Source organism: Streptomyces sp. NPDC055966 (assembly GCF_042269865.1).
In the GTDB taxonomy this organism is placed as follows: Bacteria; Actinomycetota; Actinomycetes; order Streptomycetales; family Streptomycetaceae; genus Streptomyces.
Map to the genome: position 1 here is coordinate 1 of NZ_JBHJYK010000036.1, position 14,048 is coordinate 14,048.

12 protein-coding genes and 1 pseudogene are annotated in these 14,048 nt (G+C 70.2%); 2 read left to right on the top strand and 11 right to left on the bottom strand.

The window, feature by feature from the left end; all coding sequences use genetic code 11:
• Positions 1-104 precede the first annotated feature (104 nt).
• Positions 105-468, bottom strand: a pseudogene (locus ACFC8N_RS44915) (cysteine hydrolase family protein); the annotation flags it as partial.
• A 52-nt stretch (positions 469-520) separates the two neighbouring features.
• Between ACFC8N_RS44915 and ACFC8N_RS44920 the strand changes: the two are divergent.
• Positions 521-1,081, top strand: coding sequence for a GNAT family N-acetyltransferase (locus tag ACFC8N_RS44920; protein ID WP_362816995.1), 561 nt, complete (start codon positions 521-523; stop codon positions 1,079-1,081).
• Here ACFC8N_RS44920 and ACFC8N_RS44925 read toward each other — a convergent pair.
• The 9 genes from ACFC8N_RS44925 to ACFC8N_RS44965 form a co-directional block, all read right to left on the bottom strand.
• Entirely contained in the window at positions 1,078-2,604 is a 1,527-nt protein-coding gene (locus ACFC8N_RS44925; protein WP_362816993.1) for a type IV secretory system conjugative DNA transfer family protein, read from the bottom strand. The genes ACFC8N_RS44920 and ACFC8N_RS44925 overlap by 4 nt on opposite strands.
• A gap of 25 nt (positions 2,605-2,629) precedes the next feature.
• Positions 2,630-4,042 carry an ATP-binding protein gene (locus tag ACFC8N_RS44930; protein ID WP_356020577.1) on the bottom strand — a complete coding sequence of 471 codons (1,413 nt, stop codon included), beginning with the start codon at positions 4,040-4,042 and terminating at the stop codon, positions 2,630-2,632.
• A 14-nt stretch (positions 4,043-4,056) separates the two neighbouring features.
• Positions 4,057-5,616 carry an SCO6880 family protein gene (locus ACFC8N_RS44935; protein WP_356020574.1) on the bottom strand — a complete coding sequence of 520 codons (1,560 nt, stop codon included), beginning with the start codon at positions 5,614-5,616 and terminating at the stop codon, positions 4,057-4,059.
• On the bottom strand, positions 5,613-6,965 hold the full coding sequence (locus ACFC8N_RS44940) for a hypothetical protein (protein ID WP_376295453.1): 1,353 nt from the start codon (positions 6,963-6,965) through the stop codon (positions 5,613-5,615). Before ACFC8N_RS44940 ends, ACFC8N_RS44935 begins: the two co-directional genes overlap by 4 nt.
• The gene (locus ACFC8N_RS44945; RefSeq protein ID WP_362816988.1) at positions 6,955-7,791 is read right to left on the bottom strand and encodes a hypothetical protein; all 837 of its coding nucleotides are present in this window, start codon (positions 7,789-7,791) and stop codon (positions 6,955-6,957) included. Before ACFC8N_RS44945 ends, ACFC8N_RS44940 begins: the two co-directional genes overlap by 11 nt.
• A 165-nt stretch (positions 7,792-7,956) precedes the next feature.
• Positions 7,957-8,265, bottom strand: a complete 309-nt coding sequence (locus ACFC8N_RS44950) for a hypothetical protein (RefSeq protein ID WP_356020567.1) — start codon at positions 8,263-8,265, stop codon at positions 7,957-7,959.
• Between the two features lie 360 nt (positions 8,266-8,625).
• A complete protein-coding gene (locus ACFC8N_RS44955; RefSeq protein ID WP_356020565.1) occupies positions 8,626-9,912 on the bottom strand; it encodes a S53 family peptidase in 1,287 nt (428 codons plus the stop codon).
• A gap of 334 nt (positions 9,913-10,246) precedes the next feature.
• Positions 10,247-11,620, bottom strand: coding sequence for a peptidase S8 (locus ACFC8N_RS44960; RefSeq protein WP_376295454.1), 1,374 nt, complete (start codon positions 11,618-11,620; stop codon positions 10,247-10,249).
• A 289-nt stretch (positions 11,621-11,909) separates the two neighbouring features.
• Positions 11,910-12,551, bottom strand: coding sequence for a TetR/AcrR family transcriptional regulator (locus ACFC8N_RS44965; protein WP_376295455.1), 642 nt, complete (start codon positions 12,549-12,551; stop codon positions 11,910-11,912).
• Positions 12,552-12,613: 62 nt separating this feature from the next.
• Between ACFC8N_RS44965 and ACFC8N_RS44970 the strand changes: the two genes are divergently transcribed.
• Positions 12,614-13,513, top strand: a complete 900-nt coding sequence (locus ACFC8N_RS44970; RefSeq protein ID WP_356020558.1) for an oxidoreductase — start codon at positions 12,614-12,616, stop codon at positions 13,511-13,513.
• 60 nt (positions 13,514-13,573) lie between these two features.
• Here the strand turns inward: ACFC8N_RS44970 and ACFC8N_RS44975 are convergent, their stop codons facing one another.
• Positions 13,574-13,813, bottom strand: a complete 240-nt coding sequence (locus ACFC8N_RS44975; RefSeq protein ID WP_376295456.1) for a hypothetical protein — start codon at positions 13,811-13,813, stop codon at positions 13,574-13,576.
• Between the last annotated feature and the right edge of the window lie 235 nt (positions 13,814-14,048).

Consider the following 14,048-nt stretch of genomic DNA (forward strand, 5'->3'; position numbering starts at 1 on the left):
ATGGTACTGCAGGGGGGACCCTGTGGGAGAGTAGGACGCCGCCGAACAAATTTTGGGAAAGGCCCACGCCATCAGGCGTGGGCCTTTCTGCGTTTTCAGAAGGTCAGGGTGGAGCGGATGCACGCGTCGGTCTGCGCGCCCGTGACGATGAGCCGGCCCACCTTGAGCTCCGACAGCACGGACTCCAGCTCGGTGTCCTCGAAGGAGTCCATCCAGTTCTTGGGCACGAGGGGCTCGGTGTCCTGCCGGACCAGCTCCGGGACGTACTGCCAGTTCTCGCTGCCCTCCTTCAGCTCCTCGTCGGAGTGCTGCACCCACATCACCGGAAACGTCGGCCGCGCGGGCCTTGCCGACGAGTGTGCTGATGTTGGCGATGACGTCGTCGCGGTGGGGGGAGCCGGCCATCACGCCGTTCTGTACGTCGATGACCAGCAGGGCGGTGTGCGGGCGTTGAGGGAGTGTTGTCATGGCGACCACAATATGAGATGCCACTGACAGCGGGCCGAACTACGGTGGCCCCATGAGCAGCAATCATGACTACGTCATCCGCGCCATACGACGCGACGACTGGCCCCTCGTGAAGCAGTTGCGGCTTGAGGCGTTGCGGGATCCGTTGGCGGATCTCGCCTTTCTGGAGTCGTACGAGGAGGCCGCGGTCAAGGCGGACGCCTTCTGGCAGGACCGGGCCGAAGGGTCGGGTGAGGGGTCCGCTGCGGCCCGGCAGTTCGTGGCCGAGGCGCCCGACGGGTCATGGGCCGGCTCGGTGACCGTGCTCATCGAGGAGGCCGGGACGAAGGACTGGGCCGGGACGCCGGTCGAGCGGCGGCAGGGGCATGTCGTCGGGGTGTACGTCCGGCCCGAGCACCGTGGGAACGGGCTGATCAAGGCCCTGTTCGACGCCGGTGTGGCCTGGGCGTGGGAGCGCGGTGCACAGCGGGTGCGGCTGCTGGTGCACGAGAAGAACACGCGGGCGCAGGGGGCGTACCGCAAGGCGGGCTTCGCGCCGAGCGGGGTGACGGTGCCGTTCGTCAAGGACGAGGAGCAGGACGAGTTGGAGTTCGTGCTGGGGCGGCGGTCCTAGACCGGCAGTTCCTGGTGGGGCCAGCGGGAGCGGGCCTGTTCGCGGGAGCGGAGCAGGGCGAGGGTGGGCAGGCCGCGGTCGGAGCCGGTGGTGAGCAGGTCCGGGAGTTGGGGCAGGGGCGCGACGGCCGCGATGTCGTCCAGGACCAGGGTGAGTGGTGGGTCGAGCCGACCGGAGGATGACCGTTCGGCCATGCGCCGGCCGCGCTCGACCACGCTTGAGACGAGGGCCGTCAGGAGCGGCATCGCGCCGGGGTTGCTCCGGGGGTCCTCGATGGATTCACCGACCACATAAAGCGTGCCCCCTTCGTGGACAAAGGAATCCAAGGCGAGCGCATCAGTTCGGTTGGGAGTGCAGGCCTCGCGGATGTTGACCGTGAAGAGGGCGGCGAGGGCGCGCGTGATCAACTCCTGGGCGATGTCCCGGCGTTCGGGGTGCGCGGTGAGGGCTGCCTCGAGTTCGCCGGCGGAGCCGGCCGCGGCCTTGGGGTGGGTGCGGAGCGTGCGTACGGCGTCCTGGACCTGGGTGCCCTGGGCCCAGCGGTGGACGTGGCGGATGGTGCGGGATTCCAGGGCGGCGGCGTGGAGGTAGCTGCGCAGGAGCGTGGTTGCCGTGTCCGTGACGGTCTGGTCGAGCTTGGCCGTGGGCTGGACCGGGGTGAGGAGTGCCGTCGCTCTGCTCAGGGCCGTCGGCTTGTCCTCGCAGCCTGCCGTGGGGGACCAGTGGAGGCGGGCCGGCGTGTCGCAGAGGTGCGCGGGGTCGTAGAGGAGGATGGGGCCCAGTTTGGCCCTGGCGTCCTTGGTGTCCGCCCAGAGGACGGGGTTCGAGGTGACGACGAGGGCGGGGCCTTCCGCCTCGCGTACGGCGTGGGTCGCGGTCGGCCGGCGGTCTTCTCTGGGCGCGACGAGGATTCCGTTCCGCCGGCCCACCGGTTCGCCGTTGACCGGGAGGCCGGGGGGCGCGGCTTCCGGCACCGTCTCCCGCAAGATCTCCGTCGGCTCCGGCTCGGGCTCGGGTGCCGGCTGAGCCGGTACCGGCACCGACTCCGACCTCGGTACCGGCTCCGGTACCGGCTCCGGTCTCGGTTCACCGCGCGGCACCGGTACCTCGTGGCGTGGCTCCGGACGCGGTTCCTCGTGTCCTTCCGCCTTCCGCCTCGCCCTCCCCGCCCGCCATCGCGCGGCCGCGCCTATCACGAACACGGTGAGGACGAACAGGATCATCAGCTGGCCGAGGAACAGGCCCCAGAACAGGCCCCAGCCGGACAGCTGGTTCGCGGGGGTGTCGGGCCAGGCGCCGGCGATGTCGTGGGGCTGTCCGATGAGGTGGCGCATGGCCAGGGGAGTGCGGGTGAAGACGACCCCCGTGGGCCAGGCGCCCTTGGTGAAGAGCGCGGCCAGCCCGGTGGCCGTCCACACCAGCAGGGTCATGCCGAGGAGGAACGCGAGTATGCCGACCAGGAGGCCGTCGGGGATGCCGCCCTGGCCCTCCCGCCGGTCGGTGCGGCGGTCGTCCGGTCTCACGCCTGTGCCCTTCCTCTACGCGCCTCTACGCCACCGTCGACTCGGAGTCGCCCAGGTGCTGTTCCACGAAGGCCGCCGCCCGCTGTTCGGCCTCCAGCTCGGCGGCGCGCAGCACCTCGTCGGCGACGAGGTCGCTGGAGGACTCGGTCATCGCGCGGTCGGTGAAGACCAGGGGGCGTTCCGTCTCGGTGACGAGGTGTTTGACCACCTGGACGTTGCCGTTGACGTCCCAGACCGCGATGCCGGGCGTGAGAGTGGGGATGATCTCCACCGCCCAGCGGGGCAGGCCCAGGACGCGGCCCGTCGACCTCGCCTCGTCGGCTTTCTGGGCGTAGATCGTCCTGGTCGACGCCATCTTCAGGATCGCGGCCGCCTCCTTCGCCGCCGCTCCGTCGACCACGTCGGACAGGTGGTGGACCACGGCGACGAAGGACAGGCCCAGGCGCCGGCCGAACTTCAGCAGGCGCTGGAACAGCTGGGCCACGAAGGGGCTGTTGATGATGTGCCAGGCCTCCTCGACCAGGAAGATGCGCTTCTTCCGGTCGGGGCGGATCCAGGTGTGTTCCAGCCACACGCCGACGATCGCCATGAGGATGGGCATGGCGATGGAGTTGCGGTCGATGTGGGACAGGTCGAAGACGATGAGGGGCGCGTCGAGGTCGATGCCGACCGTGGTCGGGCCGTCGAACATGCCGCGCAGGTCACCGTCGACCAGGCGGTCCAGCACCAGGGCGACGTCCAGGCCCCAGGCGCGTACGTCGTCTATGGCGACGTTCATCGACTCGGCCGACTCCGGCTCGGGGTGCCGTAGCTGCTCCACGATGTCGGTGAGGACCGGCTGGCGGTCCACGATCGACTCGTTGACGTAGGAGTGCGCGACCTTCAGGGCGAAGCCGGAGCGTTCGTCGAGGCCGTGGCCCATCGCGACCTCGATGATCGTGCGGAGCAGCGCCAGCTGGCCCGTCGTCGTGATCGAGGGGTCGAGGGGGTTGAGGCGGATGCCGTGGTTCAGGGCCGCCGTCGGGTCGAGCCGGATGGGGGTTATCCCCAGCTCTTCCGCGATGAGGTTCCATTCGCCGACGCCGTCCTCGCCCTGGGCGTCCAGGACGACGACCTGGCGGTCCTTGAAGCGCAGCTGGCGCAGGACGTAGGTCTTCTCCAGGGCCGACTTGCCGTTGCCGGACTCGCCGAGGACGAGCCAGTGGGGGGCCGGCAGTTGCTGGCCGTAGAGCTGGAAGGGGTCGTAGATGTAGCCCTTTCCGGAGTAGACCTCGCGGCCGATGATCACGCCGGAGTCGCCGAGGCCGGGGGCGGCGGTGGGCAGGTAGACGGCCTGGGCCTGGCCCGTGGAGGTGCGGACCGGGAGACGGGTCGTCTCGACCTTTCCGAAGAGGAAGGACGTGAAGGCGTCGGTGAGGACGGACAGCGGATCCCGCATCGGTGAATCAGCCCCTACCGTCGGATGCCGGTGGCGAAGGGAAGTGTGTTCACGAAGGCGCGGTGGTGCTCTCGGTCGCACCACTCCAGCTTGAGGTACGACTTGCCGGCGGAGGCCCTTATCGTGCGCTTGTCGCGGGCGAGGGAGTCGGGGGTGCGGGCGGAGACGGTGATGTAGCCGACCAGGTTGACGCCGGCGGCGCCGCTGGCGAGGTCCTCGCCGCGCTGGTCGAGGCGGTTGTGGGCGGCGATGTCCCGGGGGTCGACGGTCCGGTTCATCTTGGCGGCGCGGGACGCCTCGGCCTCGTCGTTGGTCTTCTCGGTCAGCATGCGTTCGATGGCGATCTCGGTGGGTTCGAGGTCCATCGTGACGGCGACGGTGCGGATGACGTCGGGGGTGTGGACGAGGAGGGGGGCGAGGAAGTTCACGCCCACCGGGGTCATCGGCCACTCCTTCACCCAGGCGGTGGCGTGGCACCAGGGGGCGCGGGTGTTGGACTCGCGGGTCTTGGCCTGGAGGTAGGTGGGCTCCATGGCGTCCAGCTCGGCCGGCCAGGCGTTGCGCTGGGTCATCGCCTGGATGTGGTCGATGGGGTGGTCCGGGTCGTACATGGAGTGGATGAGGGAGGCCAGCCGTCCCTGACCGAGCGGCTGGCGGACGCGGATGTCGGCCTCCTGGAGGCGCGAGCAGATGTCGGTCAGCTCGCGGGCCATGACGACGGCGAGCCCGGCGTCGCGGTCGAGCCTGCGGCCGGACTGCGGGCGGGCGGCCTTGGCCATGGCCTGGGCCTCGGCGGCCAGTTCGCGGGTGAAGTGCATGCAGGCGACGAGGTAGGCGCGGTGCTGCTCGCTGCTGGTGGACACCATGGACTGGAGCTGGTCGTAGGAGCGGGACAGCCAGTCCGGGGCGCGGTCGTCGCCGCGCAGGGCGACGTCCTTGGCGTGGGCGTCGGGGTCGGCGGGGAGGGTGCGGGCGAGCATCTGCAGCCGGGTCACGAAGCCGTCGCCGTTGGCGACATGCTTCAGCAGGGTGCCGAAGCGGTCGACCAGGGCCTCCTGGTCCTCCGAGTCGCGCAGGCCGACGCCGGGGCCCTCGATCTCGATGGCGGCGGTGACGGTCTTGCGGTCGGCGTGCAGCAGTACGGCGATCTCGTCGGGGCCGAAGGGTGCGGCCAGCCAGGTGATCCGCCCGATGCCGGGGGGCGGCCCCACCTCCACCTCCCGTCCGCCGATGCTGGTGCCGGCCTCCATGGCGGTGGAGCGGTAGACGGCGCCGTTCTTGACGGTGCGCTTGTAGCTGCGGTTGATCTCGAACCACTTGTAGAACGTGCGGCGCTTGTACGGCACGTAGACCGCGGCGAGCGCGATCAGCGGGAAGCCCGTGAGCAGCACGATCCGCAGCGAGAGCACCGGGACGAGGAGGCCGCACATCATGCCGAGGAACGCGCCCGCGATGATGAGCGCGATCTCGCCGGACTCACGGTTTCGGCCGACGATCGCGTTGGGCCGGGCGCGGCCGATGAGATACGTACGGCGGGGCGTGACCGGATGGGACAGGTGGGACTCGGTCGTCAACGCCCTTCACCTCCTGAACGGTTGTTGCGGGCGTTGCCGGCGTGCGGGGTGTTGGCCGGGCTGGGCGCGCGGGGCGCGGGAGTGGCGGAGGGGACTGCTCCGCCGCCGCCGGAGGGGCGGCTGCTGTGCGCGGCGACACCGCCGGTGGCGGGGTTGGCCGGGCGGGGGGTGCTGCTGCTGGTGCCGCCCGCGCCGCCGTTGTTGTCGGCGCGGGAGCTGTGGGTCTTGATGCCCTGGGCGACGAGGGTGGCGGGGGAGCTGATGACGGCGGCGGCCTTGCTCTCGGCGCCCTGCATGATGCGGTTGTTGCGGCCGTTCGCGATCTCGTCGCCGAAGCCGGGGACGAAGCGGTAGATCATCGCGCTGGCGAAGATGGCGAGCAGGATGATGGCGAGGCCGGAGACGACGGCGGAGAAGGAGTCGGGGCCGTTGCCGCTCGACAGCGCGCCGGCGAGGCCGAGCACGATCACGATGACGGGTTTGACGAGGATGACCGCGATCATGATGCCGGCCCAGCGCCGGACGTGTCCCCACAGGTTCTTGTCGACGAGGCCGGCGTAGACGACGGTGCCGAGGAGGGCGCCGACGTAGAGGAGGGCGGCGCGGATGACGAGCTCCAGCCACAGGACGCCGGCGGCGAGGATGCTGACCAGGGAGACGACGATCAGCATGATCGGTCCGCCGCCGATGTCGGTGCCCTTGCCGAGGGCGCCGGAGAAGGTGCCGAAGAAGACGTCGGCCTGGTTGCCGGTGGTCTTCGCGAGGACGGCGCTGACACCGTCGGTCGCGGAGACGACGGTGTAGAGGATCAGGGGGGTGAAGGCGGAGGCGAGGACGGTCAGCCAGAGGAAGCCGATGGCCTCGGAGATGGCGGTCGTCAGCGGGACGCCGCGGACGGCGCGCTTGGCGACGGCCAGGAGCCACAGCAGGAGCGTGAGGATCGTGGAGGCGGCGAAGACGACGGCGTACTGCTGAAGGAACTTCTCGTTGGTGAAGTCGACGTTGGCGGTGTTCTTCACGGCCTTGCTGAGCTTGTCGATGGTCCAGGAGGCAGCCTCGGCACAGCCTTTGGCGAGGGAGGAGAGGGGGTCCGTCGAGTCGGTGAGGGGGATGTTGGTGGAGCCGGAGGAGCCCCCCTTGGACCCGTTGCCCTGCTCGCAGAATTGCTTGGCCGCGTCATGGATCAGCGCGCAGGTGTCGCTCTGAGACGGCGACGGCGCGGGGGAGTTGGGCGTCGCGGTATGTGTCGGCGTGGGGGCGGCGAAGGCGCGGGAGGCCAGCAGCACCGCGTTTGTCTGCACGGTGCCGATGATCGCCGCGAACTTGAGGACGTAGTGGTTAGCGCGCATACGTGAACCCTCCGTACTCCTCGACGGCCTTCGTCATCTGGTCAGCAGTGGACGCCGTCTGATCACGGCCTACGGGCACGGGCCCTTCCTTCTGCTGGTCGCTGGAGATCTTCCAGTCGTTGCCGGCCCACTTCAGCAGGTACGTCGTGGTGTACCAGCTCTCCGTCACCGGATTCTTGGAGGCGTCGCCGGAGAGACCGAAGAGCGAGGTGTACCAGACCTCGACCGTGGCCGTGTCCGCTCCCGAGGAGGTGACCTTGGTGCCCACCGGGATTGCCCGGGACACGAACGTCTGCCCCTCGGGGGCCGCCCCGTCCTTCGTCAGGCCGATGTTGGACAGGAGCTTCTCGCCGGAGTAGGCGCTGTCCAACGCGGATTGTCTGGCGGCCGCCACGTCGGGTGCGTAGAGCGCGTCGACGATCGCGTGCCGCCGCGTGGTGTTGAACATGTCGGCCGACCCCAGAACCACCGCGTAGTTCGCCGCTGCGCTCTGAGCCCCCTGCTCCGTATGGGCGAAGCCCGAGGGGATGCCGGTGGTGGACTTCGTGTCCACCGGGCGGGTGCCGGAGGCCGCCGTCGAGGACGTCGTCGGCCTGTTGCCCTTGTCGGAGGCGGTGTCGGTGGAGGGGTGGTCTCCCCGGTTGGCGAATGCGATCGCTGCGATCAGCAGGACGACCACGCCCACCACGGTCACCAGACTGCGGGACGAGGAGCGGGTGGGGCGGCGGGGGGCGCCGCCGTAGGGGTCGTTGTCGGGGAGGCGGGTGCGGGTTTGGCCCGTGGGGCTGTCGTAGTCGGGGTAGGACCCATCGTCTCCGGGATTCATGCCGTGTACGCCCCCTCACCCTCGTAGGCATACGACGGTAGCCGTGCTGGTTCCCGCGCGGGCGCGGTGTGGTGACTCGACATCAGGGAAACGCAACCTCAGCCGGTGGGCACGACGGACGGGTGGAGACGGGGGGGACGGGGGACGGAGGGGCGGGAGGTGTGGCTAGACCGCCATGCCGTACACGATCGTGAACAGGGTGCCGAGGGAGCCGATGATGAAGACTCCGGTGAGGCCGGCGATGATGAGGCCCTTGCCCTGTTCCGCGCTGAAGGTGTCGCGCAGGGCCGTGGCGCCGATGCGCTGTTTGGCCGCGCCCCAGACCGCGATGCCGAGGCACAGGAGGATGGCCACCGCCATCACCACCTCGATCATCACCTTCGCCTCGTTGCCCAGGCTGCCGAAGGGGCCCCAGTTCGGGGCGATCCCGCCGATGATGGTGTTGATGTCACCCTTGCTGGCCGCGAGAAGCATGTAAGTCACCGCCCCTGGTGGGTAGTTCTGTTGGCCCCCTGCGGGGTGCAGAGGTCAGGCCTCATTGTCGCCGACATCGGCGCCGACGTATGTCGACTTGACGTCATTGACTGGCGGGTTTCGTACGTATCGCGCGTACGGTCACTCTGTGTATCACGGCAGGTCACCCCGGGCAACGAGGTCAGACCGGAACCTGTCGTGTGGTTCTGTCGTTGTCCCTCTTTACGACCTGGCACGGTTTCTGACGGCCGGTCGGGTGAGGCTTCGGGACGATGTTCTCATGAGGGACGGGCGGGAAATGGACAAGGCCCCGGCGGCCGGGTGCCGTCGGGGCCTGTGACGTGCGAGGCGGTGGTGCGGTCAGCCGGTGAAGGCCGCCGTGCCCTCGGGGGTGCCCCAGCCGGTCGGGCCGTCGTAGCCCGTGCCGGCGGTGCACAGGTAGCTGGGGGAGCAGGAGCCGTTGTTGCCGCTGGTGACGTCGTTCAGCGCGGAGGTGCCGGCCGCGGTGTACGGGAACTTGGCCGGGTAGCTGCCGCTGGACGGGGTGCCGGCGAGGGCGTACACGGAGGCGATGATGGGCGAGCTGGCGCTGGTGCCGCCGAAGGTGTACCAGCCGGCGGTCACGCCGTAGGAGTCGTAGACGGAGACGCCGGTCGCCGGGTCGGCCACGGCCGCCACGTCCGAGATGGTGCGCTTGGCGCAGCCGGTGTCGGTCTGCCAGGTGGGCTTGGCGTCGTACGCGGAGCAGCCGGAGCCCGTTCCCTCCGTGCTGCTGGTCTTCCAGACGGACTCGGTCCAGCCGCGGGAGGCGGAGGAGGACTTCGACAGGGCGGTGCCGCCCACCGAGGTCACGTACTTGGAGGCGGCGGGGTACTGGGCGCCGTAGGCACTGTCACCGGCGGAGACGGTGATGGCGACGCCCGGGTGGTTGAAGTACGAGGTGTCGTACGACGTGTCGGAGGAGGATTCCGAGCCGCCGTAGCTGTTGGAGACGTACTTCGCGCCCAGGGTGACGGCCTCGTTCACCGCCTTGCCGAGGTTGGCCATGGTCGCGGAGGTGGCCTCGACGAGCAGGATGTGGCAGTTCGGGCAGATGGCGGAGGCCATGTCGAGGTCGAGGGACTCCTCCTCGGCCCAGCCGCTGTCGGCGGTGGGGAGCGAGGTGGTGGAGCCGGTCTGGCCGACCTTCTTGAAGCAGCCGTTGGAGGTGGTGCAGGACGGCAGGCCGTAGTGCGAGCGGTATGTGGCGAGGTCGGCGGCCGCGTTCGGGTCGTCGTAGGCGTCGACGATCGCGACGGTCTCGCCCGAGCCGTTGGCGGAGGCCGCGGAGGTCAGGCCGTAGGCCGACTGGAGGTCCGAGGGGCCGTAGCCGGAGGGGGTGGAGGCGTCGGCGGCCTTCGGGGTGATGCCGGTCCGCGCCGCCTGCTGTTTCTGGAAGGCGGTGAGCCCGCCGGTCACGCGGAAGGAGTGGCAGGCGAGTTCGCCCTTGTGCTTGGGGGTGGCACAGGGGGTGGCGGTCCAGGTGGCCTTCGCGGTGGGGGCGGCGGCGTCGGCGTGGGCCGCGGTGCCGAGGCCGGCGAGGGCGAGTGCGGCGGTGGCCGCGAAGGCGGTGCCGAGGCGGCGCCACCGTCTGTGAGTCGTACGCATGTGTGCAGCTCCTGGTTTCCGGGTGGGGGGTGGGAACAGGGCTGTGCGGGTGCGTGCGGCGGTGCGTGGTACGCGGTAGACGATGACTTGTTGAGTACGTGACAACCAGGGGGGTACTGGAATCCTGGCGTCCGCCTTACCGAAGCATTCCGTTCACTTGACCCAACTCATAGACAGTGCATGGGAGTTGGACAGGAAGGAGAGGCGCTGGGCAGGGAAAACGGGCCGCGGCCGGCTGCCGTGACCCGTTTTCCTTTCCGTGCCGCCGAAGGGACCCCACGTCCCCCTCAAACTGGCGGCTCCCCGTGACCCGACGGGGTGGATCCTTGTGGGGTCAGCCCGCGCTGAAGGCGGACGTGCCCTGCGGCGTGCCCCAGCCGGTCGGGCCGTCGTAGCCGGGCCCGGCGGTGCAGAAGTAGTCCGTGTCGCAGGTGCCGTTGCTGCCGCTCGTCACGTCGTTGAGGGCGGCGGTGCCGGCCGCGTTGTACGGGTACTGGGCCGGGTAGTCGCTGCTGCCCGGGGTGCCGGCGAGGGCGTAGACCGAGGCGATGATCGGCGAGGAGGCGCTGGTGCCGCCGTAGGTGTTCCAGCCGCTCGCCTGGTAGGTGTCGTAGACCGAGACGCCGGTGGCGGGGTCGGCGACGGCGGACACGTCGGCGATCATGCGGGTGGAGCAGCCGCTGTCGGTCTGCCAGCTGGGCTTGGGGTCGTTGGCGGAGCAGCCGGAGCCGGTGCCCTCGGTGCTGGAGGTGTTCCAGACGGACTCGGTCCAGCCGCGGCTGCTGGAGTCCGTGGACAGGGCGGTGCCGCCGACGGCGGTGACGTACTGGGAGGCGGCCGGGTACTCGGCGCCGTAGGCGCTGTCGCCCGCGCTGGCGGTGATGGCGACGCCCGGGTGGTTGTAGTACGAGGAGTCGTAAGAGGTGTCGGAGGAGGACTCCGAGCCGCCGTAGCTGTTGGAGACGAACTTCGCGCCGAGCCTGACGGCCTCGTTCACCGCGGTGCCGAGGTTCGCGTCGGACGCCGACTTGGCCTCGACGAGCAGGATGTTGCAGTTCGGGCAGACCGCGCTGACCATGTCGAGGTCGAGGGACTCCTCACCGGCCCAGCCGCTGTCGGCGGTGGGGAGCGAGGTGGTGGAGCCGGTCTGGCTGACCTTCTTGAAGCAGCCGTTGGACGTGGTGCAGGACGGCAGGCCGTAGTACGACCGGTACGTCGCGAGGTCGGCCGCCGCGTTCGGGTCGTCGTAGGCGTCGACGATGGCGACGGTCTCGCCGGAGCCGTTGGCGGAGGCGGCGGAGGTCAGGCCGTAGGCCGACTGGAGGTCCGAGGGGCCGTATCCGGTGGGGGAATCGGAGGCGGCGTTCGGCGAGACGGTCTTCGGCGCGATGCCCTTGAGGGCGGCCTGCTTCTCCATGAAGGCGGTGGTGCCGCCGGTGACACGGAGCGCGTTGCAGGCGGCGAAGCCCTTCTTCGGGGTCGCGGCACACGCCTTCTCGTAGCGCACATGGGCCTTGGCGACCTGGGCGGCGACGGCCTGGGCGCTCACCTTGGTGGCCGCCGCGTGGCCGGTGGTGGCGGTGGTGGCGCTCGCGTGGGCCGCGGTGCCGAAGCCGGCGAGGGCGAGCGCGGCGGTGGCCGCGGCCGCGGTGCCGAGGCGGCGCCATCTACCGCGTATGTGGGGGGAGTTGTGGGTGGACGTACGCAAGGTACAGCCTCCTGGAAGTGGGTGACAGAGGCCTGCGGGTGTGGGAGTCCACCGGTGGGTGACCGGTGGGGGCGGCGGCCCGGGTTCGACCCTTGCTTGTTGAGTACGCGACAACAAGAAGGGTCTTGGAATTCTGACTCCCGCGTTACTGAAGTCGGGCGGAGGCTTACTGATCAATGGCCGTGTGCTGGCTCTGTGCTGGGAGTGGCTTGACCTGGGGCACAGGGCGGGCACAGACGGCGGCCGAAGGGTGCGGCTACGCGCGTAACTGACGGGTGGCGAGAGCGTGTTACCGCGGCCGGAGTCCGTTCAGCAGCAGATGGACGTGTTCGTCCAGGCCGCGCACGGCCTCCTCGGCGTCGAGCGCGCAAGCGGCGATGAGGGCGGCGAGGCCGTGCAGGCTCGCGGCGGCGACCATGGTGATCCGCTCGGGGTCGCCCGCGACGATCTCCCCTCGCTCCTGGGCGTCCGCGATCATCCGCGTGATGGAGCCGAGGGAGAGGTCGACGGCCGTGGCGAGCAGTTCGGAGCTGTCGGAGCGGGCGGAGTCTTCGGGGGCGTGCTTGCGCGCGAACATCAGCTCCAGCAGCTCGGGGTTCTCGACGGCGAAGCCGAGGTAGGCGCGGGCGAGTGCGGCCAGCCGTCCCTCAAGGCCGAGGCCGGGGTCCTCGACGGCGGAGTCCAGCGCCCGGTTCAGCCGCTCGTACCCGTCCAGCGCGAGGGCGTCGAGCAGGGCCTGCTTGTCCTTGAAGTGCCGGCCCGGGGCGGCGTGACTCACGCCGATGTCCCGGGCCAGCTCGCGCAGCGAGAGCGCGCCGACGCCCTTCTCGCGCAGGGTGCGCTCGGCGCTCTTGAGCAGGGCGGTGCGCAGGTCTCCGTGGTGGTAGGGACGGCGGGAGGGGGACGGCGAGGAGGAGGACAGGCGCGGCATGCCCACCATGGTAACGGGATGTTGTCGTTGACAGCTTTGTTGTCGATGCCTACATTCGGGGTATGGCTACTCACAAGTGGAACGTGACCGACCTCCCCGACTTCAGCGGTCGTACGGCTGTGATCACCGGCGCCAACAGCGGCCTCGGCCTCGTGACGGCCCAGGCGCTCGCCGGGGCCGGAGCGCACGTGGTGTTCGCCGTACGGGACCTCGCGCGCGGCGGCGCCGCCGCGGCGCGGGCCGGCGGCAGCACGGAGGTGCGCCGGCTGGACCTGGCCGACCTCGACTCGGTGCGCGAGTTCGCGGCCGGCTGGGACCGCCCGCTGGACCTGCTGATCAACAACGCGGGCGTGATGATGCTGCCCGAGCAGCGCACGCAGCAGGGCTTCGAGATGCAGTTCGGCACGAACCACCTCGGGCACTTCGCGCTGACGAACCTGCTGCTGCCGTATGTGACGGACCGCGTGGTCACGGTCTCCTCCGGTCTGCACCGCGGGGGCGACGGGGTGATCAGCTTCGAGGACGTGAACCTGCGCGGCCGCTACACCCCGACCCGCGCCTATGCCCAGTCCAAGCTCGCGAACCTCCTGTTCACCCTGGAGCTCCAGCGCCGCCTCGCCGAGGCCGGCTCCCCGGTGCGGGCCCTGTCCGCCCACCCCGGCTACGCCGCCACCAACCTGCAGAGCCACCACGGGAGTGCCCTCATGAGGGGAGTCATGGCGGTCGGCAACAAGGTGTTCGCCCAGAGCGACCGGGCCGGCGCCCTGCCCACGTTGTTCGCCGCGAGCCAGGACCTGCCCGGCGCGGCGTACGTCGGCCCGGACGGCCTCGGCGAGATGCGCGGCGCCCCGACCCTGGTCGGCCGCAGCGCGGCGGCGAGCGACCCGGCGGCGGCGCGACGGCTGTGGACGCTGTCGGAGGAGATGACGGGGGTGGCGTGGGGGCTGAAGCCGGTGAGCTGACGGCTCACGGCGGCTGCAACTGCCACTACCGGCGCTGAGCCACCTGGACGAGCAACCGACTCAGCGCGTGGCCGCGAAGTGGTCGAACTCGCCTGCCCGGACACCGAGTGCGAAGGCGTTCCACTTGCGGCGGGTGGTCGTGACGACGGTGTCCGCGCAGCGGAGGTGGAAGGGGGCGTCGTCGTGGGCGCCTTCGCTGACGGGCGCCGGCTTCTTCTTGAGGGCGGCTATGAGGGTGCCGAAGGCCGCCGGGGAGTTGCTCTCGCTGCAATAAGAGGACTTCTGCCAGTTCGGGTTCATCGGTGGTCCCTCACAGCTCTCGCATCAGGTCGTGGATGTGGTCACGGGTCTTGTCCGGGCTGAGTGCGACGGCGTCGATCCGGTCAAAGAGCGTTCGGTACTTGTGGAGTTGGGCCTCGGCATCGAGGAGGCTCCGCCGCCGAGGCCGTACCCGAGCCCGCACCGGCGGACGACGCGGAAAGCGGGCGCGCCCTGCACCTCGTACGGGCCTGTGCCGACTCCTGGGGTGTCTCCG